Source organism: Segetibacter sp. (assembly GCF_025963695.1).
GTDB lineage: Bacteria > Bacteroidota > Bacteroidia > Chitinophagales > Chitinophagaceae > Segetibacter.
The window spans coordinates 25,984-47,079 of sequence record NZ_JAOQAH010000037.1 but is presented as its reverse complement, the minus strand read 5'-3'; the positions used below and the strand labels follow the sequence as shown (position 1 = coordinate 47,079).

Here is a 21,096-nt window from a genome sequence, read left to right as displayed (position 1 = left end):
TAGGTTCATTGCCTACTGTTCCGTAAGCTTCAAATACACCGTGAGCACCTGTTCCGCGTGCATGCACTACACGCTCTGGTATACGCTCACGATCGAAATGGGACATTTTTTCAAGAAACTGGTAATTTTCTAAAGTCGCAGGTCCGCGGTTTCCAACTGTGCGTAGGCTTTGATTATTTGAAACAGGATGGCCCTGGCGCGTGGTTAGAATACCGGAACTGTTTTGCTGTCCGTTGCCTGAGCTGCCATTGCTCTCCGATTGATTTGGTTTACCATTGTCTGCTGGGATCATTTGTAAAAGTTTAAAAGGTGAAACATCTGTTTACTACAAACATTTTATTAAAAGGTTTATAATCATCTGTAATTGTAGAAACAATTGCCGAAGGAGGCAGTCGCAAATAAAGTACCATTCCCTACAACCTGGCTCCTGTTTCTACTATAAGCAAAAGTGTGCGACGCAACAAAGAAGAGATTTGTTCAATTGTTGGCTACAAAATTAAAAAAAGCAAATACTTTTTCAAAATGCGAAGGTATTGATTTTGTCATGCATATGTGTTGGTATGAATTCTTCCGCAGTTTTTTTCGGGAATTTTTGTGTTCCAAATTCCTCTACTGATACTCATCCCACCTTTTTGCATTTTTCGGAGGCATAGGTACAACTTGAGGCTACCGCTGATCGTGAACGACCAGCGAATGTTTTATTAGTTTTAATACTACTAATGAACATATTGCCTTTAGACTATTAGTCTTTTTTTTAGAAAATGAATTTAAACCTGCTCCTAATCATAGACTTTACCTGAGGTGTTTAAAAAATGGTTGCTGCTGAAACGTTTGCCAAGGCTTTTGAATTATCGAAAATGACCAGAGCATTATTTTTGCAGGTCGAAAAAGGCTTCCCTTATAAAGACGAGATAGAAATAAAAAGTATGTATTTGGAGAGAATTAAAAAGTGTACAGCCGAAATTATTAGAGAAGGTTCTTATTAATTTAAACGAGAGTACTATAGAATAGCGCCGGCCATTTAGGCTTACATTCTTTCAGGTACCGCAATCCCTAGCAAACCCATTGCAGTTTTAATTGTTCGCGCTGTTAAAACCGCCAGCTGCAAACGAAGTTCTTTTTTCTCTTCTGTTTCTGCGTTCGCTATGGAGTGTTCTGTGTAAAATGAGTTGAAGGTTTTTGCCAGGTTGAAAGCATATATGGCAATTTTTGAAGGATCGTGGTCATTGCCAGACTCCTTAATCACTGCCTGAAATTGCTCGAGGATAATAATGATATCTTTTTCAAGCCGAAGCAGATCAGTAGAAAGCGGCAAAGCTTTGGGTTGCTCTTTTCGCAAGATGCTTTTTATGCGAGCATGCGTATATTGTACAAACGGACCGGTGAAACCTTGTAGTTCTATACTTTCCTCAGGGTTAAAAATCATCCTCTTTTTAGGGTCTACGCGCAGTAGAAAAAACTTTAAAGCGCCCATGCCAATTGTTTCATAAAGTTCGCGTAATTCAGAGTCTGTAAAACCCTCCGTTTTACCCTGTTCTTTGGTTTTTTGTTTGGCGATTTCAATCATTGCATCTACCAGGTCATCTGCGTCTACCACTGTACCTTCACGGCTTTTCATTTTTCCAGTAGGCAGTTCTACCATTCCATAACTTAAATGAGTTATACCATTGGCGTACGGTGCACCCAGCTTTTGCATGATCAGCTTTAGCACTTTCAGGTGGTAATTCTGCTCGTCGCCAACAACGTAAATGCTTTCATCAATCCCGTATTCCTTGTACTTTAATTGCGCAAGGCCAAGATCCTGGGTTATATAAACCGAGGTTCCATCTCTGCGTAATACCAGTTTTTCATCGAGTCCGTCTGCTGTTAAGTCAATCCATACACTGCCATCATCTTTCCTGAACAAAACTCCTTTTTGCAGTCCTTCTTCAACAATATCCTTTCCTAGTAAGTACAAATCACTCTCGTAATAAATTTTGTCGAAGTTGCTACCAATCCTTTTATAAGTTTCATCAAAGCCTGCGTACACCCAATTGTTCATTTTCCTCCACAACGAAAGTATTTTTTCATCGCCTTGTTCCCATTTCAGCAGCATTTGTTTTGCTTCTTTCATTATGGGGGTATTGTTACGCGCTATTTCATTTAGCTCGCTTTTTATCTCATTGTATTTTTCTTTGTTTTGGCCGGGGTTTACCTGCTCAAGAGCATTCAGCAATGCCATTATTTTTATCTCTTCCTCTTTTGTAAAACCCTCCAGTTTCCTGTCTTGTAACTGCGCAAGAACCGTTACAGCTTGGGCTTTTAAATCTTCTTCAAATTTTACATAATAATCGCCAACCAAATGATCACCTTTCTTCCCGGTTATTTCCGGAGTTGCGCCGTTTGCGTGTTTTTGCCATGCAATCATGCTTTTGCAAATATGTATTCCACGATCATTTACAATACACGTTTTTATCACTTCATTTCCCGAAGCCCTTAAAATCTCCGCAGTGCTCCAGCCTAAAAAATTGTTTCTCAGGTGCCCGAGGTGCAAAGGCTTGTTTGTATTGGGTGACGAATACTCCACCATTACTTTTTTATGCTGCGCAGGTGATTTTCCAAACGCTTCGTTTGCAAATTCCCCGTGAAGAAAAGTGGTCCAGTAACCAGGAGTGATGGAGAGATTGAGAAAGCCTTTTATCACATTATAGCCCGAAAAAAGATCACCGTTATTGTCTACAATAAACTTTCCGAGTTCCTGGCCAAGTGCCTCAGGTGATTTTCGTAGTTGCTTTACAAAAGCGAATAATACAATCGTATACTCGCCTTCAAATTCTGGCTTTGTAGCATTAACCAAAATTCCTGTTTCGTCAATCTGGAAGTTATACAAGTGGGCGATAGCTAGAGCCGCAACTTGTTTTATCTTAGCAACAACACTCATTCTTTTTAACGGTTTGGGCCGCAAAAGTACAATTTACAAGGCTTATCTTCGCGCCCCATTTAGTATATCAGGCTAATGAATAATTTTTTGTTGAGCGTCATCGATTTTTTCTATCCTTTGTTCAGAAAGTTTATGCCCCTGCAGACCTTTAGGTACGCAGCTTGTGGAGGTGCAAATACCCTACTCGACATTTTTCTTTTTGGTCTTTTTGAAAACAGGTTCAAGCAACATGGAGTGATGCATTTTCAATATTTTGCTATAAGCCCCCACATCCTTGCAATGATCGCTGCATTTTGCATCACGTTCCCGATTGGTTTTTATTATAGCCGATACCTTGTTTTTAACGAAAGTAACTTGCGGGGAAGAGTTCAATTGGTAAGGTATTTCTCTATGGTATTAGCATGCATTGCCCTTAACTATATGTTCTTAAAATTCTTTATCGAGCAATTGCATATCCATCCAATAATTTCTAAAATAATTACAACAGCCTTCGTTGTTACATTCAGCTACCTCAGCCAGAAGCATTTTACTTTTAAAACTAAGAAGATAAAGCATCATACAATGCACTAATTGCTTTTGGCGTGTACAAGCTGCAGAATAATAATGAGGCATTGTTGTGTCACTCTCTTGTACTTGTAGTATAAAATTGTGCACAGCTCACGTCAGCATTTACACTTAAACAATTTATCGGCTTAACCCATTTCAAGCTATCTCTAAAACTTAGTTGGTTGCAGCTTCGGCCTCTAGTTTACCAGCCGTAATTACTGCTTTTACTTGGGTAACCGCTTGGCGATGACTGTAAGTTCATTTACTAACCGGTGTCTCGTATAAGATGCGAAACGGCTCCACAAGAGTGCAGTGACTGTAGCTACCGATCAGCCTCCAACAGTGGTTGGAACATCTCCACTTATTGCTGTTGACAAAGCTTTCAACCCTGTACTTTGCTTTTACATTACCAATACAAAATCAAGCTGCTTGCCTTTACCGTATCGTACTCAATCGCGTTTTTAATTTGTCCGCTGTTAGTAATGCGGCCCATACTCATGCGTGCGATCTGTATACTCTTATTACCGGATGTTCAAATAAGAAAACCTGGAGAGAGAAACATTTAGGGTGTTTTTTTAGGTTGAGGTTAGAGAGGAACCCGCGAACCTAATAATTACATTGACTCCCCCTCGTCTGAAGCTTAACTGCACGCATAAGCCAAACCAAATTTCTTTATTAAGGTTTTAAGCAAAAGCTTAGCAGAAACTCTACTTGGGCTTGCGTTACATTTTAGACCGGAAGCAGCACATGAAATGTTGATCCTTTACCCGGCTGACTATTCGCCCAAATATATCCGTTGTGATTTTCTACTACTTTACGTGCGATTGACAAACCAACACCCGTTCCTTCATATTCAGCTTTATTATGCAGTCGCTGAAAAATGCCGAAAATGTTTTCTGCATATTTCTGTTCAAAGCCAATACCATTGTCGCGCACTTCTACTTGGTAAAAAGAACGCTCAGGCAGTTCTTGCATCGCTGCCGATGGAATTTCATCGCCTTTTACCACCTTACATGTTAATGTAATTTCGGGGCGGGTATCAGGCTTACTGTACTTTAAGGCATTGCCAATTAGGTTTTGAAAAAGCTGTTGTAGTTGTCTTCTGTAGCCTCTAACTGTTGGCAGCCTGCCTACGGCTATAAGTGCTTGTTTTTCTTCAATAAGCATTTCCAGATCCGCTAACACGTTCTCAAATTTTTTATTCAAATCAACTTCTTCCATCTCCAAAGGCTTTTCACTTACGTGTGAAAACATTAAAAGATCATCCACTAAAAGCCCCATTCGTTGCGTAGCTTTTTCCATTCGTTCAAACAAGCTTATTTCAGTCTCATTCATGCGTTCTCTCAGGCTATTTTTCAAACGGTCCGAAAAAACAATTACTTTTCGTATGGGTTCTTTCATGTCGTGGGATGCTGCATAAGCAAACTCTTCGAGTTTTGCATTTGAACTTGCAAGCTCCCGGTTTGTTTTCATCAATGCCTCGTTAACCTTCGCTAACTCCTCAGTACGGTTTGATACCAGGTCTTCTATTTTTCTTCGCGCTATCACCTGTTCAGTTACGTCAGTCACCATGGCCATCACCCCGGTAATGGTGTTATCTAGTTCACGAATGGCTTCATAACTAAAATTGATAAAAACAGTTTCCACCCTTCCGTTTCTTGGTAAACTTACAGGCTGCTCTCTTCCAACAACCGGCTTACCGGTTGTAAGTACCTTAGTCATCAGTTCTTCGTATCCTTCATTCTTAGCCTCCACCACCGCTTCAAACAAAGGCAAACCAACGACGCCTTTAGATGCTACTCCCCATAACTCAAACATTTTTTCGTTAGCTACCTCAATAACAAAATTCTCCCCGCGAAGAATACACATTGCAACAGGAGCCTGAAGAATAATCTTCCGAAGACTTTGTTCACTCTCCTTCAATTTACGTGTAGCTAATACCTTTTCGGTAGTTTCAGTACAAGCGCAGAATACACCCGCTATCCCGCCCACTTCATTTAACATCGGGCTGTACGAGAAAGTGAAATAACTCTCCTCTAAAAACCCACGCCTGTTAATATATAGCAACTGGTCTTCGGCCCAATTCGATTCACCTTGTTTCTGAACCCGCTCTGCGAGTGGACCAACAATATTCCAGATTTCAGACCAGACTTTTGATCCTGGGGCTCCCAGTGCTTTCGGGTGCTTTTCACCCAGGATAAGACGATATGCGTCGTTGTAGAGGGTAATCTCTTCGGGTCCCCACCATATAAACATTGGAAATTGCGAATTGAGAAGTATGCTGATCGAACTACGTAGACTTGACGGCCAACTGTCAGGTGAGCCAAGAGCAGTTGTACTCCAGTCTTTAGTACGAATAAGCTTACCCATTTCGCCACCACCACTCAAAAAAGGAAAACCGTCTGCTTCTGTTAGTGCCATTCTTAAATGTATTCGCTAATAAAGCTCCAAATTTATCCCCATGCCGTGGTTGAAAGAAATTTAATTCAGGCTAAACAACTTATAATTTGCCTGACAGCCCTTTATGTAAGACAAGCAACAAATTATCAAACATCAACAAATTGCCCTTCTGCATTTAGATAGTTGCAGACACGGGGCCGGAAGCGAAAGTTTTACAGAAGGCGCCTGGGGATGATAAGTAATTGCAAGAACTCTGCATGTTAAGAGAAGAAAGATGATAAAATAGAAAGGGCAGCCTAAGCTGCCCAAAATGCGTTAACTCAAAAAATAATAAATCAACATTAAAAAGTACTAAAAGTAAAAATTCAAAATTCAAAAAACCTATTAAAGTATCCAAAATTCAAAAAAGTACCTGTATTCTTAAAAACCCAAATTAAAACCAGAAGAGCTAACGCATCTTTTTCAATACTACAATTTCTATGCCTTTACACTATTAATTACCGTGCACAAATAGTATTTTTTAATCTTGTCTATTTTAGGTGCGTGTTCGTTTGCTTATTTTATGTTTGATTTCGCACGTTGGCAAAAACCTCAATGATCTCTTTTATAAAGCGCTTGCAGCTATACTAGATGCTTTAGACTTTCTAATTATTGTTGCAACAAACAGTGGTTAAAAGCTCGGTCACCTTTTCTTTTAAGTCCCTCATAGAGCTCGGTTTGCTTAAAAAGTTAGATGCACCTAGTTCTTTTGCTTTTATTTTATCAGCCTCACGTGAGGAAGTTGAATAAATGATTACCGGGATATCATGTAAGTCTTTTGAAGTTTTAATAATCTTTAAGAATTCGAAGCCATGCATTAGTGGTAAGTTGAGATCTAAAAAAATGCAATCAGGTTTACCAGTATCTTTTGTTTGAAGAGTTTTCAGACTATTTAAGGCAGTGCTAAAACATATACAATCAATGGTAGCATCAATCTCACTAATAACAGATGTAAAGATTAACCGGTCATCTTCATCATCGTCAACCAGCATAATTGTAGCAGATTTATTCATTGTAGAATTTAATAGACATAATCAATTGGTAACATAAGCGTAAAAGTGGCACCAATTCCAACTGCACCATCGGCTTTGATGTTGCCAAAATGATTCTCCACTATTTTTATACAAAAAGCGAGCCCGAAGCCGTCGGAGGTTGTTGCCGGATGGAGCTTTTTAAGGAAGTCAAAGATGTATTCTTTATACCTGTTATCGAAACCCGGACCACTATCGGTAATAGTAATTTTCGCATAATCTATATATTCATATCGATTATGTAATGAGTTGAAGAGGTTTTCTTTTACTATAACTGATCTTATAACAAGAAACAAGTTATTATCAGTAGTGCCATGGTCAAAAGCATTTTTAATAAGTTGATGGAACAATAAATGAAGCTGTTTTTTGCAGCCCTTTATCGACGGTAATACAGCAATTTCTGCATGAACTTTTATATGAGAATGCAGGGACTGCAATTGCTGCAACTCGTATTGCAATACTTCTTGCAGGTCAACGCTGGTTTTTTCTGAAGAATCTGTGGAAAGGCTTAAATATTCCTGCAGGTTTAGCAGAAGGTTTTTAATTTTTTGAGAGGATCTCTTAATGGCAGATAACGCTACTTCTTTTTCATCTGCACTTAATTCGCCTGAAAGTAATTCGTGAGAAAACAGCATCAGTTTTCTTAGCGGTTCCTGCAGATCATGCGTGATCACATTTCCTAATTGAAGCAACTCCTTATTCTGAAAAGTAAGTAAGGTAATTTGTTTATCCAGTTCCTTTTGTTGTAGCTCTAATTCCTGCTTTATTTTTTCTAACGCTACATTTTTACGCAAAGCATCCTCGGCATTCTTTTTTGCCTGTAAAATTTCATCCTCGTACTTGCGTCGGTTAAGTACAGGGATAAATGAATATACTATGGCGGTTCCGCTTTTGGTCGTAGCAAGCACCGCATTTAAAACAACTGGTACATCTTTTTTTGATCTTGTAACGAGGTTTAAAAAAATCTCCTCTGCATCGCGGTGCAATTTCACCAGCGGATAAAGATGGGTCTGGTAAAATATTCTTCCTGATAATGTAAGTATTGTGGAAATATTTGTTCCTATCAGTTGGGTCTCTTCATATTCCAATAAGTTGCTGCAATAGGTGTTAGCCATTGTTATTACACCATCTTCAGTACACGCAAAAATGCCACAAGGAACTTGTTTTAATAGAATTTCATTTTCAAAGGTCATAGGCATTTAGCTGGCAGTAGCAAGATAATTGCTCATTAATTCAATTGTTTCTGCGGGTGCACTCATATGTGGACAATGACCGGTCGCTTTCATTATTTTTAGAGTGCTACCTGAGATTTGTTGTTCAAGGTAAGTGCCAACTTCTAACGGAGCAATAAGGTCGTCGGAGCATTGAAGTATTAATGCGGGTATTTTTAATTTAGAAAGATCTTCCCTGTTATCTGACAAGAAAGTCACTTCTGCAAATTGCCTGGCAATAACAGGATCGGTAGAACAAAAACTTGCAGCTAATTCTTCTCCCAGTTCAGGCTTATCAGGGTTTTTCATTATAGCCGGCGCTAAAAAGTTTGCCCAACCTATATAGTTTTTATCCATTGTTTCCAATAGCTCCTTAATGTCTTTTCTTTCAAATCCGCCTATATAAGAAGGTTGATCATTTATGTAACGGGCAGAAGGGCCAATAAAAATCATTTTATTGAAACGATTTGGTTGTTTAAGGGAGGCAAGCAAACCAATCATGCAACTAACCGAGTGTCCTACGAAAACGATGTCGTTCAAATCTAAAGCAGTTACAATATCAAGTATATCATTAGCATACCCATTTAAATCACTATACTTTTCGGCATTGTAAGCTGTTATATCAGATTTGCCTGAACCAACATAGTCAAAGAGAACAATCTTGTATTGCTTTTCGAAAGCAGGAATTATAAACCGCCACATATTTTGGTCGCAACCAAAACCATGGGCAAATAACATCGGCTGACCTGTGCCAAAAACCTTTACGTTGTTTTTTACTAAAATTTCATTCACCGCAACTTGTTTAAGCATTAAAGATCGTCTTTATTTTTTTGTACGATAGGAAGGAAGATTAAAAAGTTCGTGGCGCCTCTCTCGCACCGCTGGCATTGTAAAAGAGATAAGAAGCGAGATCCTATTCCACAGAAAGGAAATCTAATAATGGGGTAACCGCAAAAACAAAAAGGGTCAGCAAATCAATAATTTGCTAACCCTTTTAATTGCTTTTGATAGCCTAATAAGTGGAGCTGAGCGGAGTCGAACCGCTGTCCAAACATATCTGCCATAAGCCTTCTACATGCTTATTCCGGAATTATTTGTCGGGAAGCAGCCGGAACCGGACAAACCAATCACTTCCTTAGCTGGATGGTCTTACACTACAGTCACAGCCTTCTGTAGTGGCAACCCGTTTTGTTTGTTTGATTCAGCGGGGAAGCGTGGTAACAGGTAGACCTGCATTCCCGGCCATAATGAGTGCTAATTCTCTGAATTAGGCAGCCATGGCGTAAGTATTTTCGCCTTTTGTTTGTTGAGTTTTCAGATTATAGTGCTAATGACCCAACGCACTGCATGCTTATACCCACAACAATCTACGCTGTCAAAACCAAGTACAGCCCCATTTGTTGAGCAGCAAATTTAGTAAACAATATGGTTTCAATTGCTATCTTAACGTTTTTATTATGTTCCCGCTATAATTATGCAACAACAGACGACGCCGCAAGAAACGTACAAACAACAGGTGACCTTTCACTCACACCTCTTACAAAAACTTAAAAGAAAAAGAAGTAACATTGGCTGGCTGAGATTAGTTATAGTACTTGCCATATTACTTTTAATTTATTCGCTTTTTTTTAAAAACTTAGTTATAACGTGGTTATTAGTTGCAGTAGGAATTGCCGTTTTTCTTTATGTAATTTCTATTGATGCTGACAATAATGATAAGATTGCTGATGTGGAGAGAATGTTATTTATAAACAATGAAGAGCTGTCAATTCTATCAGGAAATTATCATAACAGGGAAGACGGCCTTTCCTTCTTACCGCATGAACATCCCTACGCAGGCGACATTGATTTATTTGGGACGGCATCGATATATCAATACGTAAACCGATGTACTTCAGAGCAATCAAAAAAAATGCTTGCGGCGGTACTACTAGAGGGATCGGAAAGACCCGCTATAATTGACCGGCAAGCTGCGGCAAAAAATCTGTCAGCTGACTGGCACTGGCGGCAAAAGTTACAATCAACAGGTATGGCAAATCCTTTAACTTTTGCAACCGAAGAGAAGATGAAATTCTGGCTCTCGGTGCCTAAGCCTTTGCAACAGCCTTTCTGGAAAATATTACCTGTTATATTTACTACTATAACTTTGGCCACTCTTGGGGCTTATCTATTTGATTGGATTGGATCTTCTGCTTTTTGGCTGCTTGTTTTTGCTTACTTTCTTTTTGCAAAATATACAAGTTCTAAAGTGCTTCAAACGTATACCGCACTTTCAAAAATTGAAGGTGAATTAAACACACTTCATAAGCAATTACTTTTAGTAGAACGCCTGGCATCAAGTTCTCCTTTATTGGACTCATTTAAGAAAATTCTAGTATCAGAGAAGGCCGGTACGGAAGGGATTAGAAAATTAAAGGAAATTCTAAAACGATTCGATTTCAGGTTAAACCTGCTCGTGTTTTTTATTTTAAATACATTCTTTTTATGGGACGTAAGGCAAACGCTCAGCCTTAACAAATGGAAAGAAAAATTTGAAGCATCAGTTCCGGAATGGTTCAAAATACTGGCGGAAATCGAATTAATAAATACTTTAGCAACACTTACTTTCAATCATCCTGACTGGAGTTTCCCCGTCATAGCCGATCAACATTTCACTTTAAAGGGAGAACAAATTGGGCATCCTCTTATAAATGAAAAGAAGCGCGTTGATAATTCGTTCGCAATAGAAGGAAACGGTAAAGTAGCCATTATTACCGGTTCTAATATGGCTGGCAAAAGTACTTTTTTACGAAGCGTTGCCGTTAACCTTGTGCTTGCTCAAATTGGTGCTCCGGTATGTGCAAAAGCATTTACTTTCAGTCCTGTAAAGCTCTACAGCAGCATGCGAATTGCCGACAATCTCGCAGAAAATACATCTACTTTTTATGCCGAGTTGAAAAAATTAAAGAGCATTATTGACCAGGTAAAGCAACATAAGCAAATCTTCATCTTGCTTGATGAAATCTTACGCGGCACAAACTCTTTAGATCGTCATACAGGCTCAGAAGCATTAATCAGGCAATTGATAAGAGAACAAGCAGTAGCAGTGATAGCTACGCATGATATTGAGTTAGCCAACCTTTACAAGGCAAATGAAGATGCGGTAAGCAATTATCATTTTGATGTACAGGTAGAAGGAGAGGAGTTGTACTTCGATTACAAATTAAAAAAAGGCATTTGTCAAAGTATGAATGCCTCTTTGCTAATGAAGAAGATTGGGATAGAGATGTAGAACCGGGGATTAATCCGATTAGATGGAAGTAGAAATAATATTCTATTTCCATCTAATCCCTTAATCCTAATTCTATTATTTGAACAGTCTCCAAAAATCTAATCCTAATGCGTAGGCCATTAGCCCTAGCAGTAGTACCATACCTACCATTTGTGCATACTCCATAAACTTATCGCTCGGCTTACGTCCGCTAACCATTTCAACAAGGGTAAATAGAGCGTGGCCGCCATCTAAAGCCGGAATGGGAAGGATATTCATAAAAGCAAGAATGATCGAAAAAATCGCGGTAAGTGTCCAAAACTTCTGCCAGTCCCACAGGCTTGGAAAAGTATTACCGATACTAATAACACTACCTAATGAGTCACTTGCATTTACTTTACCTGTAAACAATTGCTTCAATCCGGTTACATATCGGTCAAGGGTTTCGAAGCATTTATTAAACCCAACAGGAAATGATTGAGCAAGCGTATATGTTTTAACTGTAGTACCAAAAAGACTACCGGGAGTTTTAAAGTATATTCCTAAAGCACTTTTCTCGTTCACTCTCACTTTTACGTCAACAGTATCAGTTCCCCGTAAAACTTTCATCGGAGCCTCTACATTTTTTAGTTTGCTTTTTTCTTGGTCAAATTCGTGAAAAAACTGGATAGGCTTATTATTAAAAGCAAGTAGTTTATCACCTCTTTCAACTCTTCCCTGTGTAAATGTAGCAGTCTTTGCAACTGAGTCAAATATTACCGGAAATCGAACATCTATAAACCCTTGAAGTTTGTTTTTATTTAGTTGTTTAACCAAGCCATCCGGAATTTCAATTGCAACAAGTTGTCCATTCCTCGCAACTTGTAATTGTTTAGCTTCAGATAAAATAATTTCAGCTTCAACAGTTTCAATATTATCTACAGGCTTTCCTCCGATTGAAACAATTTTATCTCCATCTTGTAAGCCTATTTTAGTTCCAAGCGTATCAGCATGTATACCATATGTCAGGTTTTTTGCGGGTAAGTATTCTTCGCCCCACACATACATAATCATGATAAATAAGGCTATTGCAAGCACAATATTTACCACCACTCCACCAATCATAATAATTAGTCTTTGCCAGGCCGGCTTACTTCTAAATTCCCACGGTTCGGCAGGTTTTTTCAACTGCTCTTTATCCATACTTTCATCTACCATCCCTGATATTTTCACATATCCACCAAAGGGAACCCAACCAAGCCCATATTCAGTTTCGCCTATTTTCTTCTTCCATAAACTTATTCCCGGGTTAAAGAAGAGGTAGAATTTTTCAACCCGGCACTTAAACCATTTTGCAGGAAAGAAGTGGCCCATCTCGTGCAGCACCACCAATATAGAAAACGATAATATAAATTGTCCTGTTTTAACTGCTACGCTACTCCAGTCTATAGCTAATAATGTCATGTTTACCCTAAATCCCCAAGGGACTGTTTACCCTAAATCTGCTTATTTAGCAGATTTAAGAATGATTAAAATTTGATCCTCTAATTTGTAGAAACGTATAAAGCCTTTTGTAACCGGCAGCAGTTCAACGATTAAGCTTCGTTGTGTCACTCACTTGTACCGTCTCTCATTATTCGGCAAATAAAAACATAAACCGCGAAACTATTACAAGTATTTAAGTTAAAGGTTCAATACACTTAACCGGTAGTTTTATAAAGTTCTTCAGCAAGTTGAGCAATGTTATTTTGTACACGCTGTGCGACGCAACGACTGCAGCTGGAAGATCTGTAGCCGGGTACAGAAAATTAATTTGATAAATGAACAAGATATCTGTGTATGCCTCACCCTTGCCAATAACTACATTTGAATTAACGATGCCGCAAAACTTCGGGCCTCTCCATCGCTCTCAAAATATTCCTCCAGGGTCGGAGTTTCAATAAAAGGAATTTTGTCCATGGTTTGCTCCACTACCTCTGTCATATCTAAAAACCCAATCCTGTTGCGGAGGAAGGCATAGACGGCTATTTCGTTAGCAGCATTTAAAATGCTGGGCATGTTTCCACCTTTATTTAAGGCTTCTATGGCCAGGGCCAGGTTTCTAAAAGTTTTAATATCGGGTTCTTCAAAGTTCAGAGTCGAAAACGTGCGGAAATTTAAGCGAGGTGAGTTATTTGAAATCCGGTTAGGAAAACCTAAGGCGTATTGGATGGGCAACTTCATATCGGGCAACCCCATCTGTGCTTTTATACTTCCGTCTTCAAATTGCACCATACTATGAATGATGCTTTGCGGATGGATGACCACCTGAATTTGATCGGGCTTAAGGTTGAAAAGCCATTTAGCCTCAATCATCTCAAGGCCTTTATTCATAAGCGTCGCACTGTCAATAGTAATCTTCGCACCCATCGTCCAGTTGGGGTGTTGTAGTGCATGATCTCTTTTTACATTTACCAAAAAGTTTGGCTTTTTACCACGAAACGGACCACCGCTTGCTGTAAGAATAACTTTTTCAATTCGATTTCTTGTTTCGCCTACCAGGCATTGAAAAATAGCAGAGTGTTCACTATCAACAGGTATTACAGGCACGCGTTTTTCCATTGCCTTTTTCATTACAATATCTCCTGCAACAACCAATGTTTCTTTATTAGCAAGGGCAACTGCTTTACCTGTTTCCAATGCTTCGAGCGTTGGTTTTAAGCCTGCATAACCCACAATGGCAGCTAGCATAAGATCGTAGCAATCCATTGCAGCTACCTCTTCCAAAGCTTTTTCACCCGCAAAAACCTTTACATCTGTTCCTGCCAAAGCCTCTTTTACTTTAAAATATTTTTTTTCATCACCTATTACGACTACGTTGGGATTAAATTTTATTGCTTGCTGTACCAGCAGCTCATCATTGGTTTGTGCAGTAAGAACTTCAGCAGAAAATTTCTCAGGATTAGCTGCAATAACCTCCAGGGCTTGTGTACCGATTGAGCCTGTCGAGCCAAATATTGCTATTCTTTTTTGAGACATAAATTTTAAAATCAGGGGCGGTAAAGATATAGGAATATTAGATTTTAAAAAGTTGGTGATGAAGGATGAGCTATTTACAGCCAGCCAAGCAGCCTATAAGTAGGTTAAATTCGGGAAGTATTAACACAATGGCAGTTTTCAATTTCCTTATAAATTGGGATCGTTTAACTTATAGGAAGTAAGGTTCTTAAGCAATAAAGCGCCCTAACTCATCCGCCAGCTTTCTATCGTTACTTAATCTTGGTACTTTATTTTGTCCGCCAAGTTTACCAATACTTTTCATGTATTCGATAAAGCCGTTTTTTCTTACTATTGAAATTTTTAACTGCTCCAGAATATTACCTGCGATTAAATCATCATAATAAACATTTCTACTTCTCAAATTTTGATCGACCTTTTTTGAAAAGGATAGAAGATCGGCAGGAGAATTTTCAAATTCTACGAACCACTCGTGATAGCTTTTTCCTTTTGTCGGGCTTATAAAAGGTGCTACCGTAAATTCAACAATTTTAATACTTTCTTCGTTTGCGGCCTTCAACAATGCATACTCAACTTCTTCTGCAATTACGTGCTCTCCAAATGCTGAAATAAAATGTTTAATTCTGCCGCTTACAATAAGTTTATAGGGGCTTGTGCTAATGAATTTGATTGTATCGCCTATGTTATAAGCCCATAATCCTGCGTTATTACTGATTATTAGAGCATAGTTTTCTCCCACCTTCACATCTTCTAATGAAAGACGGGTAGGATTGTCGTTAAAAACTTCCGCGGCAGGAATAAATTCAAAGAAAATACCTGAATTAGTGTTCAGCAATAAACCGGGTTCTTTGTAATTATCCTGGAAAGCGAAAAAACCTTCAGAAGCTGGAAATAATTCAATAGTGTCTATTGGCTTTCCAATACTATCTAAAAGTTTTGCTTTGTAAGGCTCAAAGTTTACTCCACCCTGTACCATTACCGAGAAGTTTGGAAAGATATCTTTTATCTTTTTCCCCGTTTTTTCAGTTAGTCTGTCAAAGTACATTTGCACCCATGGTGGAATTCCGCTTATGAGAGTCATGTCTTGATGAATAGTTTCTTCAACAATCCGTTCTAGTTTTGTTTCCCACTCTTCAATGCAGTTGGTGTTATAACTTGGTAATTGATTTGTTCTTAAATACCCAGGTACGTGATGATTTACTATTCCACTTAGCCGACCTGTAGGAATACCTCCAATTTCATCCAGCACAGGGGAGCCGCTTAAAAAAATAAGTTTTCCGCTTACAAAGGAATAATTTCCGCTAATCACCATGTAACACAACAGGGCATTTCGTGCAGTATTTATATGGTTAGAAATAGATTCTTTTGATATAGGAATGTATTTTACCCCGCTTGTTGTTCCACTGGTTTTTGCAAAATAAATAGGCTTGCCTTTCCACAAGATATCCCGTTCGCCTTTTTTTATGCGTTCGATATAATGTTTTAGTTGTTCATAATCTCTTACAGGAACTGCTTTTTTATAATCTTCGTAAGAAGTTATATCGTTAAACCCATGTTCTTTTCCAAAGGCAGTATGACGGGCATGAGCAATTAGATTTTTAAGAATAGTTTGTTGGTCCGCGATGGCTGTCTTGGTTCCTTTTCTTATTTGATTGTAAATAAAAGAGGCAAATGGTTTTGCCAAAAAAGATTTTATACTCATGCTTTTCCCCGGAATGAAAGGGTTGGCAAAAATAGAGAAACATGTACGAATGAGTGATTTTTACCTTAAATCACCCTATTCGTATAATCTGGTGTCTTATTTAAGAGACTTTTTAGACTTTTTTAAATTATTTCCATTCTTTTCTAACTGCTTCTCCCTACCTTCGCGATCCTAATTTTGGAAAAATTATGTTTGCAGTAGTAAAAATCGCAGGACAACAATTTAGAGTACAAGCTGGTCAAAGTTTGTACGTACCTCACCTGCAAGGTCAAACCGGAGATACTGTTGAGTTCAATGATGTACTGTTAACAGGTACCGACGGCGCTCTATCTTCAGGTGCAGGAGTAACAGCAAAAGTTACCGCAGAAATAGTAAGTGATCTTATTAAAGGCGATAAAGTAATTGCTTTTAAGATGAAAAGAAGAAAAGGTTTTCGTAAGAAACTTGGTCACAGAACGCAGTACACTCAAATCAAAATTCAAAGCATTGCGTAATATTTTGTGATTTCTGGTGTAGGGATTTCTTGACTTGAAGGTCTATACTCAATCTCAAAATGTGGCAATCACAAAATCTCAAAATAAAATATTATGGCTCACAAGAAAGGTGAAGGCTCGGTAAAAAACGGCCGGGACTCGCAGGCAAAACGGCTTGGTGTAAAAATATTTGGTGGTCAGCCTGCTATTGCCGGCAACATCATTATCCGTCAGCGTGGTACCCAGTATCACCCAGGTAAAAATGTAGGTCTTGGAAAAGACTTTACGTTATTTGCATTAACTGATGGATTGGTTGAATTTAAGAAAGGAAGAAACGAAAGAACTACCGTTTCAGTTGCCGAAGTGGCTTCACAAGTAGCTGTAGCTGAATAAATTTTGGCGGGTGGCATAAGTTTTTTAATTTTAATGCATATTTACTAACCATTAAATTTTAAAACATGGCAACTGCAAAAAAGGCTGCTCCTAAAAAGGCTGCCGCCAAAAAAGCTGCTGCACCTAAGAAAGCAGCCGCTGCTCCCAAAAAGGCCGCTGCTGCTCCTAAGAAAGCTGCCGCTAAAAAAGCTGAGGCTCCCAAAAAAGCTGAGGCTCCTAAGAAAGCTGCCGCTAAAAAAGTTGAGGCTCCAAAAAAGGCTGAGGCTCCCAAAAAAGCTGCTGCTCCTAAGAAGGCTGCCGCAAAAAAGGCTGAGGCTCCAAAAAAAGCTGAGGCTCCTAAGAAAGCTGCCGCTAAAAAAGCTGAGGCTCCAAAGAAAGCTGCCGCGAAGAAAGCTGAGGCTCCGAAGAAGGTTGCCGCTAAAAAAGCCGCTCCTAAAAAAGCTGCTAAGAAATCATCTGAGTAAGGTTTTTTCAATAGCTTAAGTAATTTAAAGTCCCGTTTTCGGGACTTTTTTTTATTACGTTAGAAACCTTAAAAATAACATTCAATGAATTCGATCCCCCCTTACCTCTAATTCTTTCATTACCCCAGCTTCAAATTCCAGCCACTGTTGCCATCGTTTTCTTACGCGTGCTTTGTCAACATATGTTTCAGCTAGCTCTATAAATAGGGTATAGTGTCCGGCCTCACTCTCCATAAAGCGGCGATAAAAGTTGCTCAGGTACCCGTCGTTTAATCCTTCGCTTAGCCGTTTAAATCTTTCGCAGCTTCTCGCTTCTATTAAAGCAAAAATCAACAGCTTATCTAAAAATCTTTCTTCGTCGCTTCCGTCTTTTTTTTGAAAAGTCATCAACTTATTTACGTATTCGTCTTTTCGTTGCTTACCCAGTGAAAGGTTTCTTTTTTTTAACTCCCCTAATACCAGCCTGAAGTGTCCCCATTCCTCTGTAACAATAGGTGCCAATTCTGTCACTAGTTTTTCTTTTTCCGAATAACGTTGAATAAGAGAAATACAACTGGTAGCCGCCTTTTGCTCACAATAAGCATGGTCAGTTAGAATCTCTGTTAGCGAAATATTAGCAAGGTCAGCCCAGCGTGGGTCGGTTGGTAAGTGTAATCCTAAAATGTTCTTTTGGTATTCCGAAACTTCTTCCATTTGTTGTAATTTACTAAGGTTCTCTTTTTTTGTTTCCAGCTAAGAATTACTATCAACATCGTTGTGTCACTCCCGTGTACTTCCAGGTTTTCAATTCAACTTGTTGCCGCTTGTCCTCATGACTCTTTTAAGCCGAAATTTTAAATTAATGTTGAGTCAATGCAAATATCTGCAAGAATAAGAGAACGAAGCGTGTATGTAAACAAGACAGTTTCAGATCATCATCTTATTAGTAGCAACTTTTTTAATGAAGGCGTAATATGTAGGTTATGCTCCTACACTTATGTACCCAATGTGGAGGAGTTGGCTTAATAGCGAGCAACAGTACTAAGGGTGCGACGCCACCAAAGTGTACTAGAGAGCAAATGATGGGTTAATAAAAAGAGTGGAAAGGTTTTTAAGCAACTACCGTAAAGAAGATGCTTTCGTTATTGCAATTGGTGTTTACTTTTAAAAAAATGTATTTTCGGTTCTTATTGATCACTTATGAGACTTGTGTCTATTATCGTATCGGCAATAATAACGATTGCACTTATTTATTTATTAAATGTTTCGTTAGCTGTTAGCGGAAGCAAGACTCCTCGTTTTGGTGCATTTCTAAGCCCACAACACGGGTTTTGGCAAAACGCCGAACCCGTTGATGAAGATTTTAATGCTACACTAACCTTACCCGATCTTGCCGGCAAAGTAGAAGTTTATTTTGACGTTAGGTTGGTGCCGCACGTTTATGCCGAGAATGAGAATGATGCCTACTTTATTCAAGGTTACCTGCATGCAAAGTTCAGGCTGTGGCAAATGGAATTTCAGACATATGCCGCGGCTGGCAGATTAAGTGAGATTATGGGGGAAACAAGCGGGGGAAGCAATTTTTTAAAGATCGACCGTTTTTTCAGGCGTTTGGGAATGGTGTACGGAGCAGAGCAATCTTTAAAAAGGCTCGAAGCAGACCCTGTTACAAAAACTGAGACAGATGCTTATACGGCTGGTGTTAATGCATACATCGGCGCACTAAAACCCAATCACCTTCCTTTTGAATATAAGTTGCTTAACTATAAGCCGGAGAAATGGACCAACCTTAAAACACAGTTGTTTTTAAAATACATGTCGTTTGATTTGGCCGGCGGTGACAATGATTTTGAAATGACAAATGCTAAGAGTATTTTTTCCGCGGCTGACATAGACCTTTTGTATCCTACAAGCAGTGATAGTCTTGACCCTATAATACCTAGGGAAACTGTGTTTCAATCTGCCAGCGTTGTTGCCGCTAAGCCACCTGCTGCAGATTCCGTTTATTTTCATTCAAACGACTCAATGGAAACGCCATTGATTATAAAGCCAGACAAAAATAATGGCAGTAACAATTGGGTGGTAGCAGGTAGCAAAACCAGAAGTGGGGCGCCTATTCTTTGCAATGATCCGCATCTTAGATTAAACCTTCCTTCGCTCTGGTATGAGATGCAGATTTCGACCCCAACCTTTAATGCTTACGGTGTAAGTTTTCCGGGTGCTCCTTCCATCATCATTGGTTTTAATGACAGTTGTGCCTGGGGCGTTACAAACGCGGGTAGAGATGTGAAGGACTACTACGAAATTACTTTCAGGGATAGCACTATGCAGGAGTACATGTATAACGGTGAATGGAAGAAATCGACTTTTAGAAATGAGGTAATAAAAGTAAAAGGACAGCCAGATGTGACTGAAAGCATTGCGATGACTGTTTTTGGGCCGGTAATGTTCGATAAAAATTACCCGAACATTTTAAAAGATGGAAAGTATTACGCATTGCGTTGGAAGGCACATGACGCCAGTAACGAACTGTTAACGTTCAATAAACTAAACCATGCTAAAAATTATATCGATTATATTAAAGCAATAACTACGTTTCAAACACCAGGGCAAAACTTTGTGTTTGCAACTAAAACTGGAGACATAGCTATACGTCAGCAAGGGCAATTTCCAGCAAAATGGAACAGGCAGGGCGATTTTATAATGCCGGGAATCGATAGCAGTTACTTGTGGAAGGGGTTTATTCCTTCGAAAGAAAATCCGACAATGATTAATCCTGTAAGGGGTTTTCTTAGTAGCGCTAACCAACTGGCAACTGACCCAACCTACCCCTATTATCTGGCAGGACAACAGGAAATCTATAGAGGAATTATCATCAACAGGAACCTTAATCAAATGACTAATATTACTGTTTCAGATATGCAACGTTTGCAAACAGACAACTACAATGTTTTTGCACAAACAGCGAGGCCGCTTCTATTAAAGTACACCGATCAAACTAAACTTACCGACAGAGAGTTGCATTACTTTGAGAAATTCAAAAATTGGAACCTACGAAACGACATAAATGAAGACGGGCCCACAGTATTTATGTTATGGTGGGAGAGGCTTTCAGAAGCAGTGTACAACGATGAATTTGCGCAAACCAACTTACCGTTGAAACGGCCTGATGAAAGTACTTTGCTTGAAGGGCTGCTAAAGGATAGTTCTTATAAGTTTGTAGACGATATAAACACCCCAACAAAAGAGACCCTCGATCACTTGGTTTTAAATGCTTTTAAATCTGCCTGCAAAACCCTAAAAATAACAGATGCCGAACATAGGCTAGCTTGGGGCAAGTTTAAAGATACAGGAGTTCGCCATCTCTTGAAATTAACTTCACTTAGCCGGCAGCATTTGCCGATCGGAGGGGGAGCAAACATTATTAACGCAACATCTGCTGACCATGGACCAAGTTGGAGAATGATAGTACAACTTACCGAAGAAACGGAAGCTTACGGGGTTTACCCGGGCGGACAAAGTGGTAACCCAGGGAGTAAGTATTATGATCAGTTTATTGACAGTTGGGTAAATGGCAAATACTTTCCGCTATTATTTGTAACCAAACGAGACGCCGCAACCAGCAGCAAGATGAAGTGGAAAATAACTTTCTCTAAAGCATAATTGTCTTACACATATCAATATAACAGTGTGGATCAATGCAAATGATCCA

17 protein-coding genes and 1 other RNA gene are annotated in these 21,096 nt (G+C 39.1%); 7 read left to right on the top strand and 11 right to left on the bottom strand.

What is annotated here, in order from left to right:
- Positions 1-292 (bottom strand): catalase (locus JWR87_RS06665; protein WP_366090257.1); only part of this gene is annotated, 292 nt, incomplete at its 3' end.
- A 520-nt stretch (positions 293-812) separates the two neighbouring features.
- On the opposite strand from JWR87_RS06665, the gene JWR87_RS06660 reads away from it, so the two are divergent.
- Positions 813-986, top strand: coding sequence for a hypothetical protein (locus JWR87_RS06660; RefSeq protein WP_297817246.1), 174 nt, complete (start codon positions 813-815; stop codon positions 984-986).
- Between the two features lie 41 nt (positions 987-1,027).
- On the opposite strand, the gene argS is transcribed toward JWR87_RS06660, so the two are convergent.
- Complete coding sequence (gene argS, locus JWR87_RS06655; protein ID WP_297817243.1) at positions 1,028-2,920, bottom strand: arginine--tRNA ligase; 1,893 nt, start codon at positions 2,918-2,920, stop codon at positions 1,028-1,030.
- Positions 2,921-2,995: 75 nt separating this feature from the next.
- Between argS and JWR87_RS06650 the strand changes: the two genes are divergently transcribed.
- The gene (locus JWR87_RS06650; protein WP_297817240.1) at positions 2,996-3,490 is read left to right on the top strand and encodes a GtrA family protein; all 495 of its coding nucleotides are present in this window, start codon (positions 2,996-2,998) and stop codon (positions 3,488-3,490) included.
- Between the two features lie 705 nt (positions 3,491-4,195).
- Here JWR87_RS06650 and JWR87_RS06645 read toward each other — a convergent pair.
- The 5 genes from JWR87_RS06645 to ssrA all read right to left on the bottom strand — a co-directional run bounded on the left by JWR87_RS06645 (position 4,196) and on the right by ssrA (position 9,542).
- Positions 4,196-5,887: an ATP-binding protein gene (locus JWR87_RS06645; protein WP_297817236.1), complete on the bottom strand. Its 1,692-nt coding sequence runs from the start codon at positions 5,885-5,887 to the stop codon at positions 4,196-4,198.
- A gap of 623 nt (positions 5,888-6,510) precedes the next feature.
- Positions 6,511-6,918 (bottom strand): response regulator, encoded by a 408-nt coding sequence (locus JWR87_RS06640; protein ID WP_297817234.1) that lies wholly within the window; start codon positions 6,916-6,918, stop codon positions 6,511-6,513.
- Positions 6,919-6,926: 8 nt separating this feature from the next.
- Positions 6,927-8,129 carry a PAS domain-containing sensor histidine kinase gene (locus JWR87_RS06635; RefSeq protein WP_297817231.1) on the bottom strand — a complete coding sequence of 401 codons (1,203 nt, stop codon included), beginning with the start codon at positions 8,127-8,129 and terminating at the stop codon, positions 6,927-6,929.
- A gap of 6 nt (positions 8,130-8,135) precedes the next feature.
- Positions 8,136-8,957: an alpha/beta hydrolase gene (locus JWR87_RS06630; protein ID WP_297817228.1), complete on the bottom strand. Its 822-nt coding sequence runs from the start codon at positions 8,955-8,957 to the stop codon at positions 8,136-8,138.
- A gap of 207 nt (positions 8,958-9,164) precedes the next feature.
- Positions 9,165-9,542: a transfer-messenger RNA gene (gene ssrA / locus JWR87_RS06625) on the bottom strand.
- Positions 9,543-9,621: 79 nt separating this feature from the next.
- Here ssrA and JWR87_RS06620 point away from each other — a divergent pair.
- The gene (locus JWR87_RS06620; RefSeq protein ID WP_297817226.1) at positions 9,622-11,418 is read left to right on the top strand and encodes a MutS family DNA mismatch repair protein; all 1,797 of its coding nucleotides are present in this window, start codon (positions 9,622-9,624) and stop codon (positions 11,416-11,418) included.
- 75 nt (positions 11,419-11,493) lie between these two features.
- Here JWR87_RS06620 and rseP read toward each other — a convergent pair whose 3' ends face one another.
- From rseP to JWR87_RS06605, 3 genes are all read right to left on the bottom strand, one after another.
- On the bottom strand, positions 11,494-12,840 hold the full coding sequence (gene rseP, locus JWR87_RS06615) for an RIP metalloprotease RseP (protein WP_297817223.1): 1,347 nt from the start codon (positions 12,838-12,840) through the stop codon (positions 11,494-11,496).
- A 396-nt stretch (positions 12,841-13,236) separates the two neighbouring features.
- On the bottom strand, positions 13,237-14,394 hold the full coding sequence (locus JWR87_RS06610; protein ID WP_297817220.1) for a 1-deoxy-D-xylulose-5-phosphate reductoisomerase: 1,158 nt from the start codon (positions 14,392-14,394) through the stop codon (positions 13,237-13,239).
- A 187-nt stretch (positions 14,395-14,581) separates the two neighbouring features.
- Complete coding sequence (locus JWR87_RS06605) at positions 14,582-16,075, bottom strand: GH3 auxin-responsive promoter family protein (protein WP_297817217.1); 1,494 nt, start codon at positions 16,073-16,075, stop codon at positions 14,582-14,584.
- Between the two features lie 188 nt (positions 16,076-16,263).
- On the opposite strand from JWR87_RS06605, the gene rplU reads away from it, so the two are divergent.
- The 3 genes from rplU (at position 16,264) to JWR87_RS06590 (ending at position 17,405) form a co-directional block, all read left to right on the top strand.
- Positions 16,264-16,569, top strand: coding sequence for a 50S ribosomal protein L21 (rplU, locus tag JWR87_RS06600; RefSeq protein ID WP_297817214.1), 306 nt, complete (start codon positions 16,264-16,266; stop codon positions 16,567-16,569).
- Between the two features lie 93 nt (positions 16,570-16,662).
- Positions 16,663-16,941, top strand: a complete 279-nt coding sequence (gene rpmA, locus JWR87_RS06595) for a 50S ribosomal protein L27 (RefSeq protein ID WP_297817211.1) — start codon at positions 16,663-16,665, stop codon at positions 16,939-16,941.
- A 65-nt stretch (positions 16,942-17,006) separates the two neighbouring features.
- Positions 17,007-17,405: a hypothetical protein gene (locus JWR87_RS06590; RefSeq protein WP_297817208.1), complete on the top strand. Its 399-nt coding sequence runs from the start codon at positions 17,007-17,009 to the stop codon at positions 17,403-17,405.
- An 81-nt stretch (positions 17,406-17,486) separates the two neighbouring features.
- On the opposite strand, the gene JWR87_RS06585 is transcribed toward JWR87_RS06590, so the two are convergent.
- Positions 17,487-18,098, bottom strand: coding sequence for a tRNA-(ms[2]io[6]A)-hydroxylase (locus JWR87_RS06585; protein WP_297817205.1), 612 nt, complete (start codon positions 18,096-18,098; stop codon positions 17,487-17,489).
- 486 nt (positions 18,099-18,584) lie between these two features.
- Here JWR87_RS06585 and JWR87_RS06580 point away from each other — a divergent pair, with 486 nt between their 5' ends.
- A complete protein-coding gene (locus JWR87_RS06580) occupies positions 18,585-21,047 on the top strand; it encodes a penicillin acylase family protein (RefSeq protein ID WP_297817203.1) in 2,463 nt (820 codons plus the stop codon).
- Positions 21,048-21,096: the final 49 nt, after the last annotated feature.

Excerpts from the sequence above, each read along its gene's own strand:
- JWR87_RS06660 (WP_297817246.1), top strand. The coding sequence starts at position 813 with ATGGTTGCTGCTGAAACGTTTGCCAAGGCTTTTGAATTATCGAAAATG.
- JWR87_RS06650 (WP_297817240.1), top strand. The coding sequence starts at position 2,996 with ATGAATAATTTTTTGTTGAGCGTCATCGATTTTTTCTATCCTTTGTTC.
- rplU (WP_297817214.1), top strand. The coding sequence starts at position 16,264 with ATGTTTGCAGTAGTAAAAATCGCAGGACAACAATTTAGAGTACAAGCT.
- JWR87_RS06585 (WP_297817205.1), bottom strand. The coding sequence starts at position 18,098 with ATGGAAGAAGTTTCGGAATACCAAAAGAACATTTTAGGATTACACTTA.
- JWR87_RS06645 (WP_297817236.1), bottom strand. The coding sequence starts at position 5,887 with ATGGCACTAACAGAAGCAGACGGTTTTCCTTTTTTGAGTGGTGGTGGC.
- JWR87_RS06580 (WP_297817203.1), top strand. The coding sequence starts at position 18,585 with ATGAGACTTGTGTCTATTATCGTATCGGCAATAATAACGATTGCACTT.
- JWR87_RS06605 (WP_297817217.1), bottom strand. The coding sequence starts at position 16,075 with ATGAGTATAAAATCTTTTTTGGCAAAACCATTTGCCTCTTTTATTTAC.
- rseP (WP_297817223.1), bottom strand. The coding sequence starts at position 12,840 with ATGACATTATTAGCTATAGACTGGAGTAGCGTAGCAGTTAAAACAGGA.
- rpmA (WP_297817211.1), top strand. The coding sequence starts at position 16,663 with ATGGCTCACAAGAAAGGTGAAGGCTCGGTAAAAAACGGCCGGGACTCG.
- JWR87_RS06610 (WP_297817220.1), bottom strand. The coding sequence starts at position 14,394 with ATGTCTCAAAAAAGAATAGCAATATTTGGCTCGACAGGCTCAATCGGT.
- JWR87_RS06620 (WP_297817226.1), top strand. The coding sequence starts at position 9,622 with ATGCAACAACAGACGACGCCGCAAGAAACGTACAAACAACAGGTGACC.
- argS (WP_297817243.1), bottom strand. The coding sequence starts at position 2,920 with ATGAGTGTTGTTGCTAAGATAAAACAAGTTGCGGCTCTAGCTATCGCC.
- JWR87_RS06630 (WP_297817228.1), bottom strand. The coding sequence starts at position 8,957 with ATGCTTAAACAAGTTGCGGTGAATGAAATTTTAGTAAAAAACAACGTA.
- JWR87_RS06635 (WP_297817231.1), bottom strand. The coding sequence starts at position 8,129 with ATGACCTTTGAAAATGAAATTCTATTAAAACAAGTTCCTTGTGGCATT.
- JWR87_RS06590 (WP_297817208.1), top strand. The coding sequence starts at position 17,007 with ATGGCAACTGCAAAAAAGGCTGCTCCTAAAAAGGCTGCCGCCAAAAAA.
- JWR87_RS06640 (WP_297817234.1), bottom strand. The coding sequence starts at position 6,918 with ATGAATAAATCTGCTACAATTATGCTGGTTGACGATGATGAAGATGAC.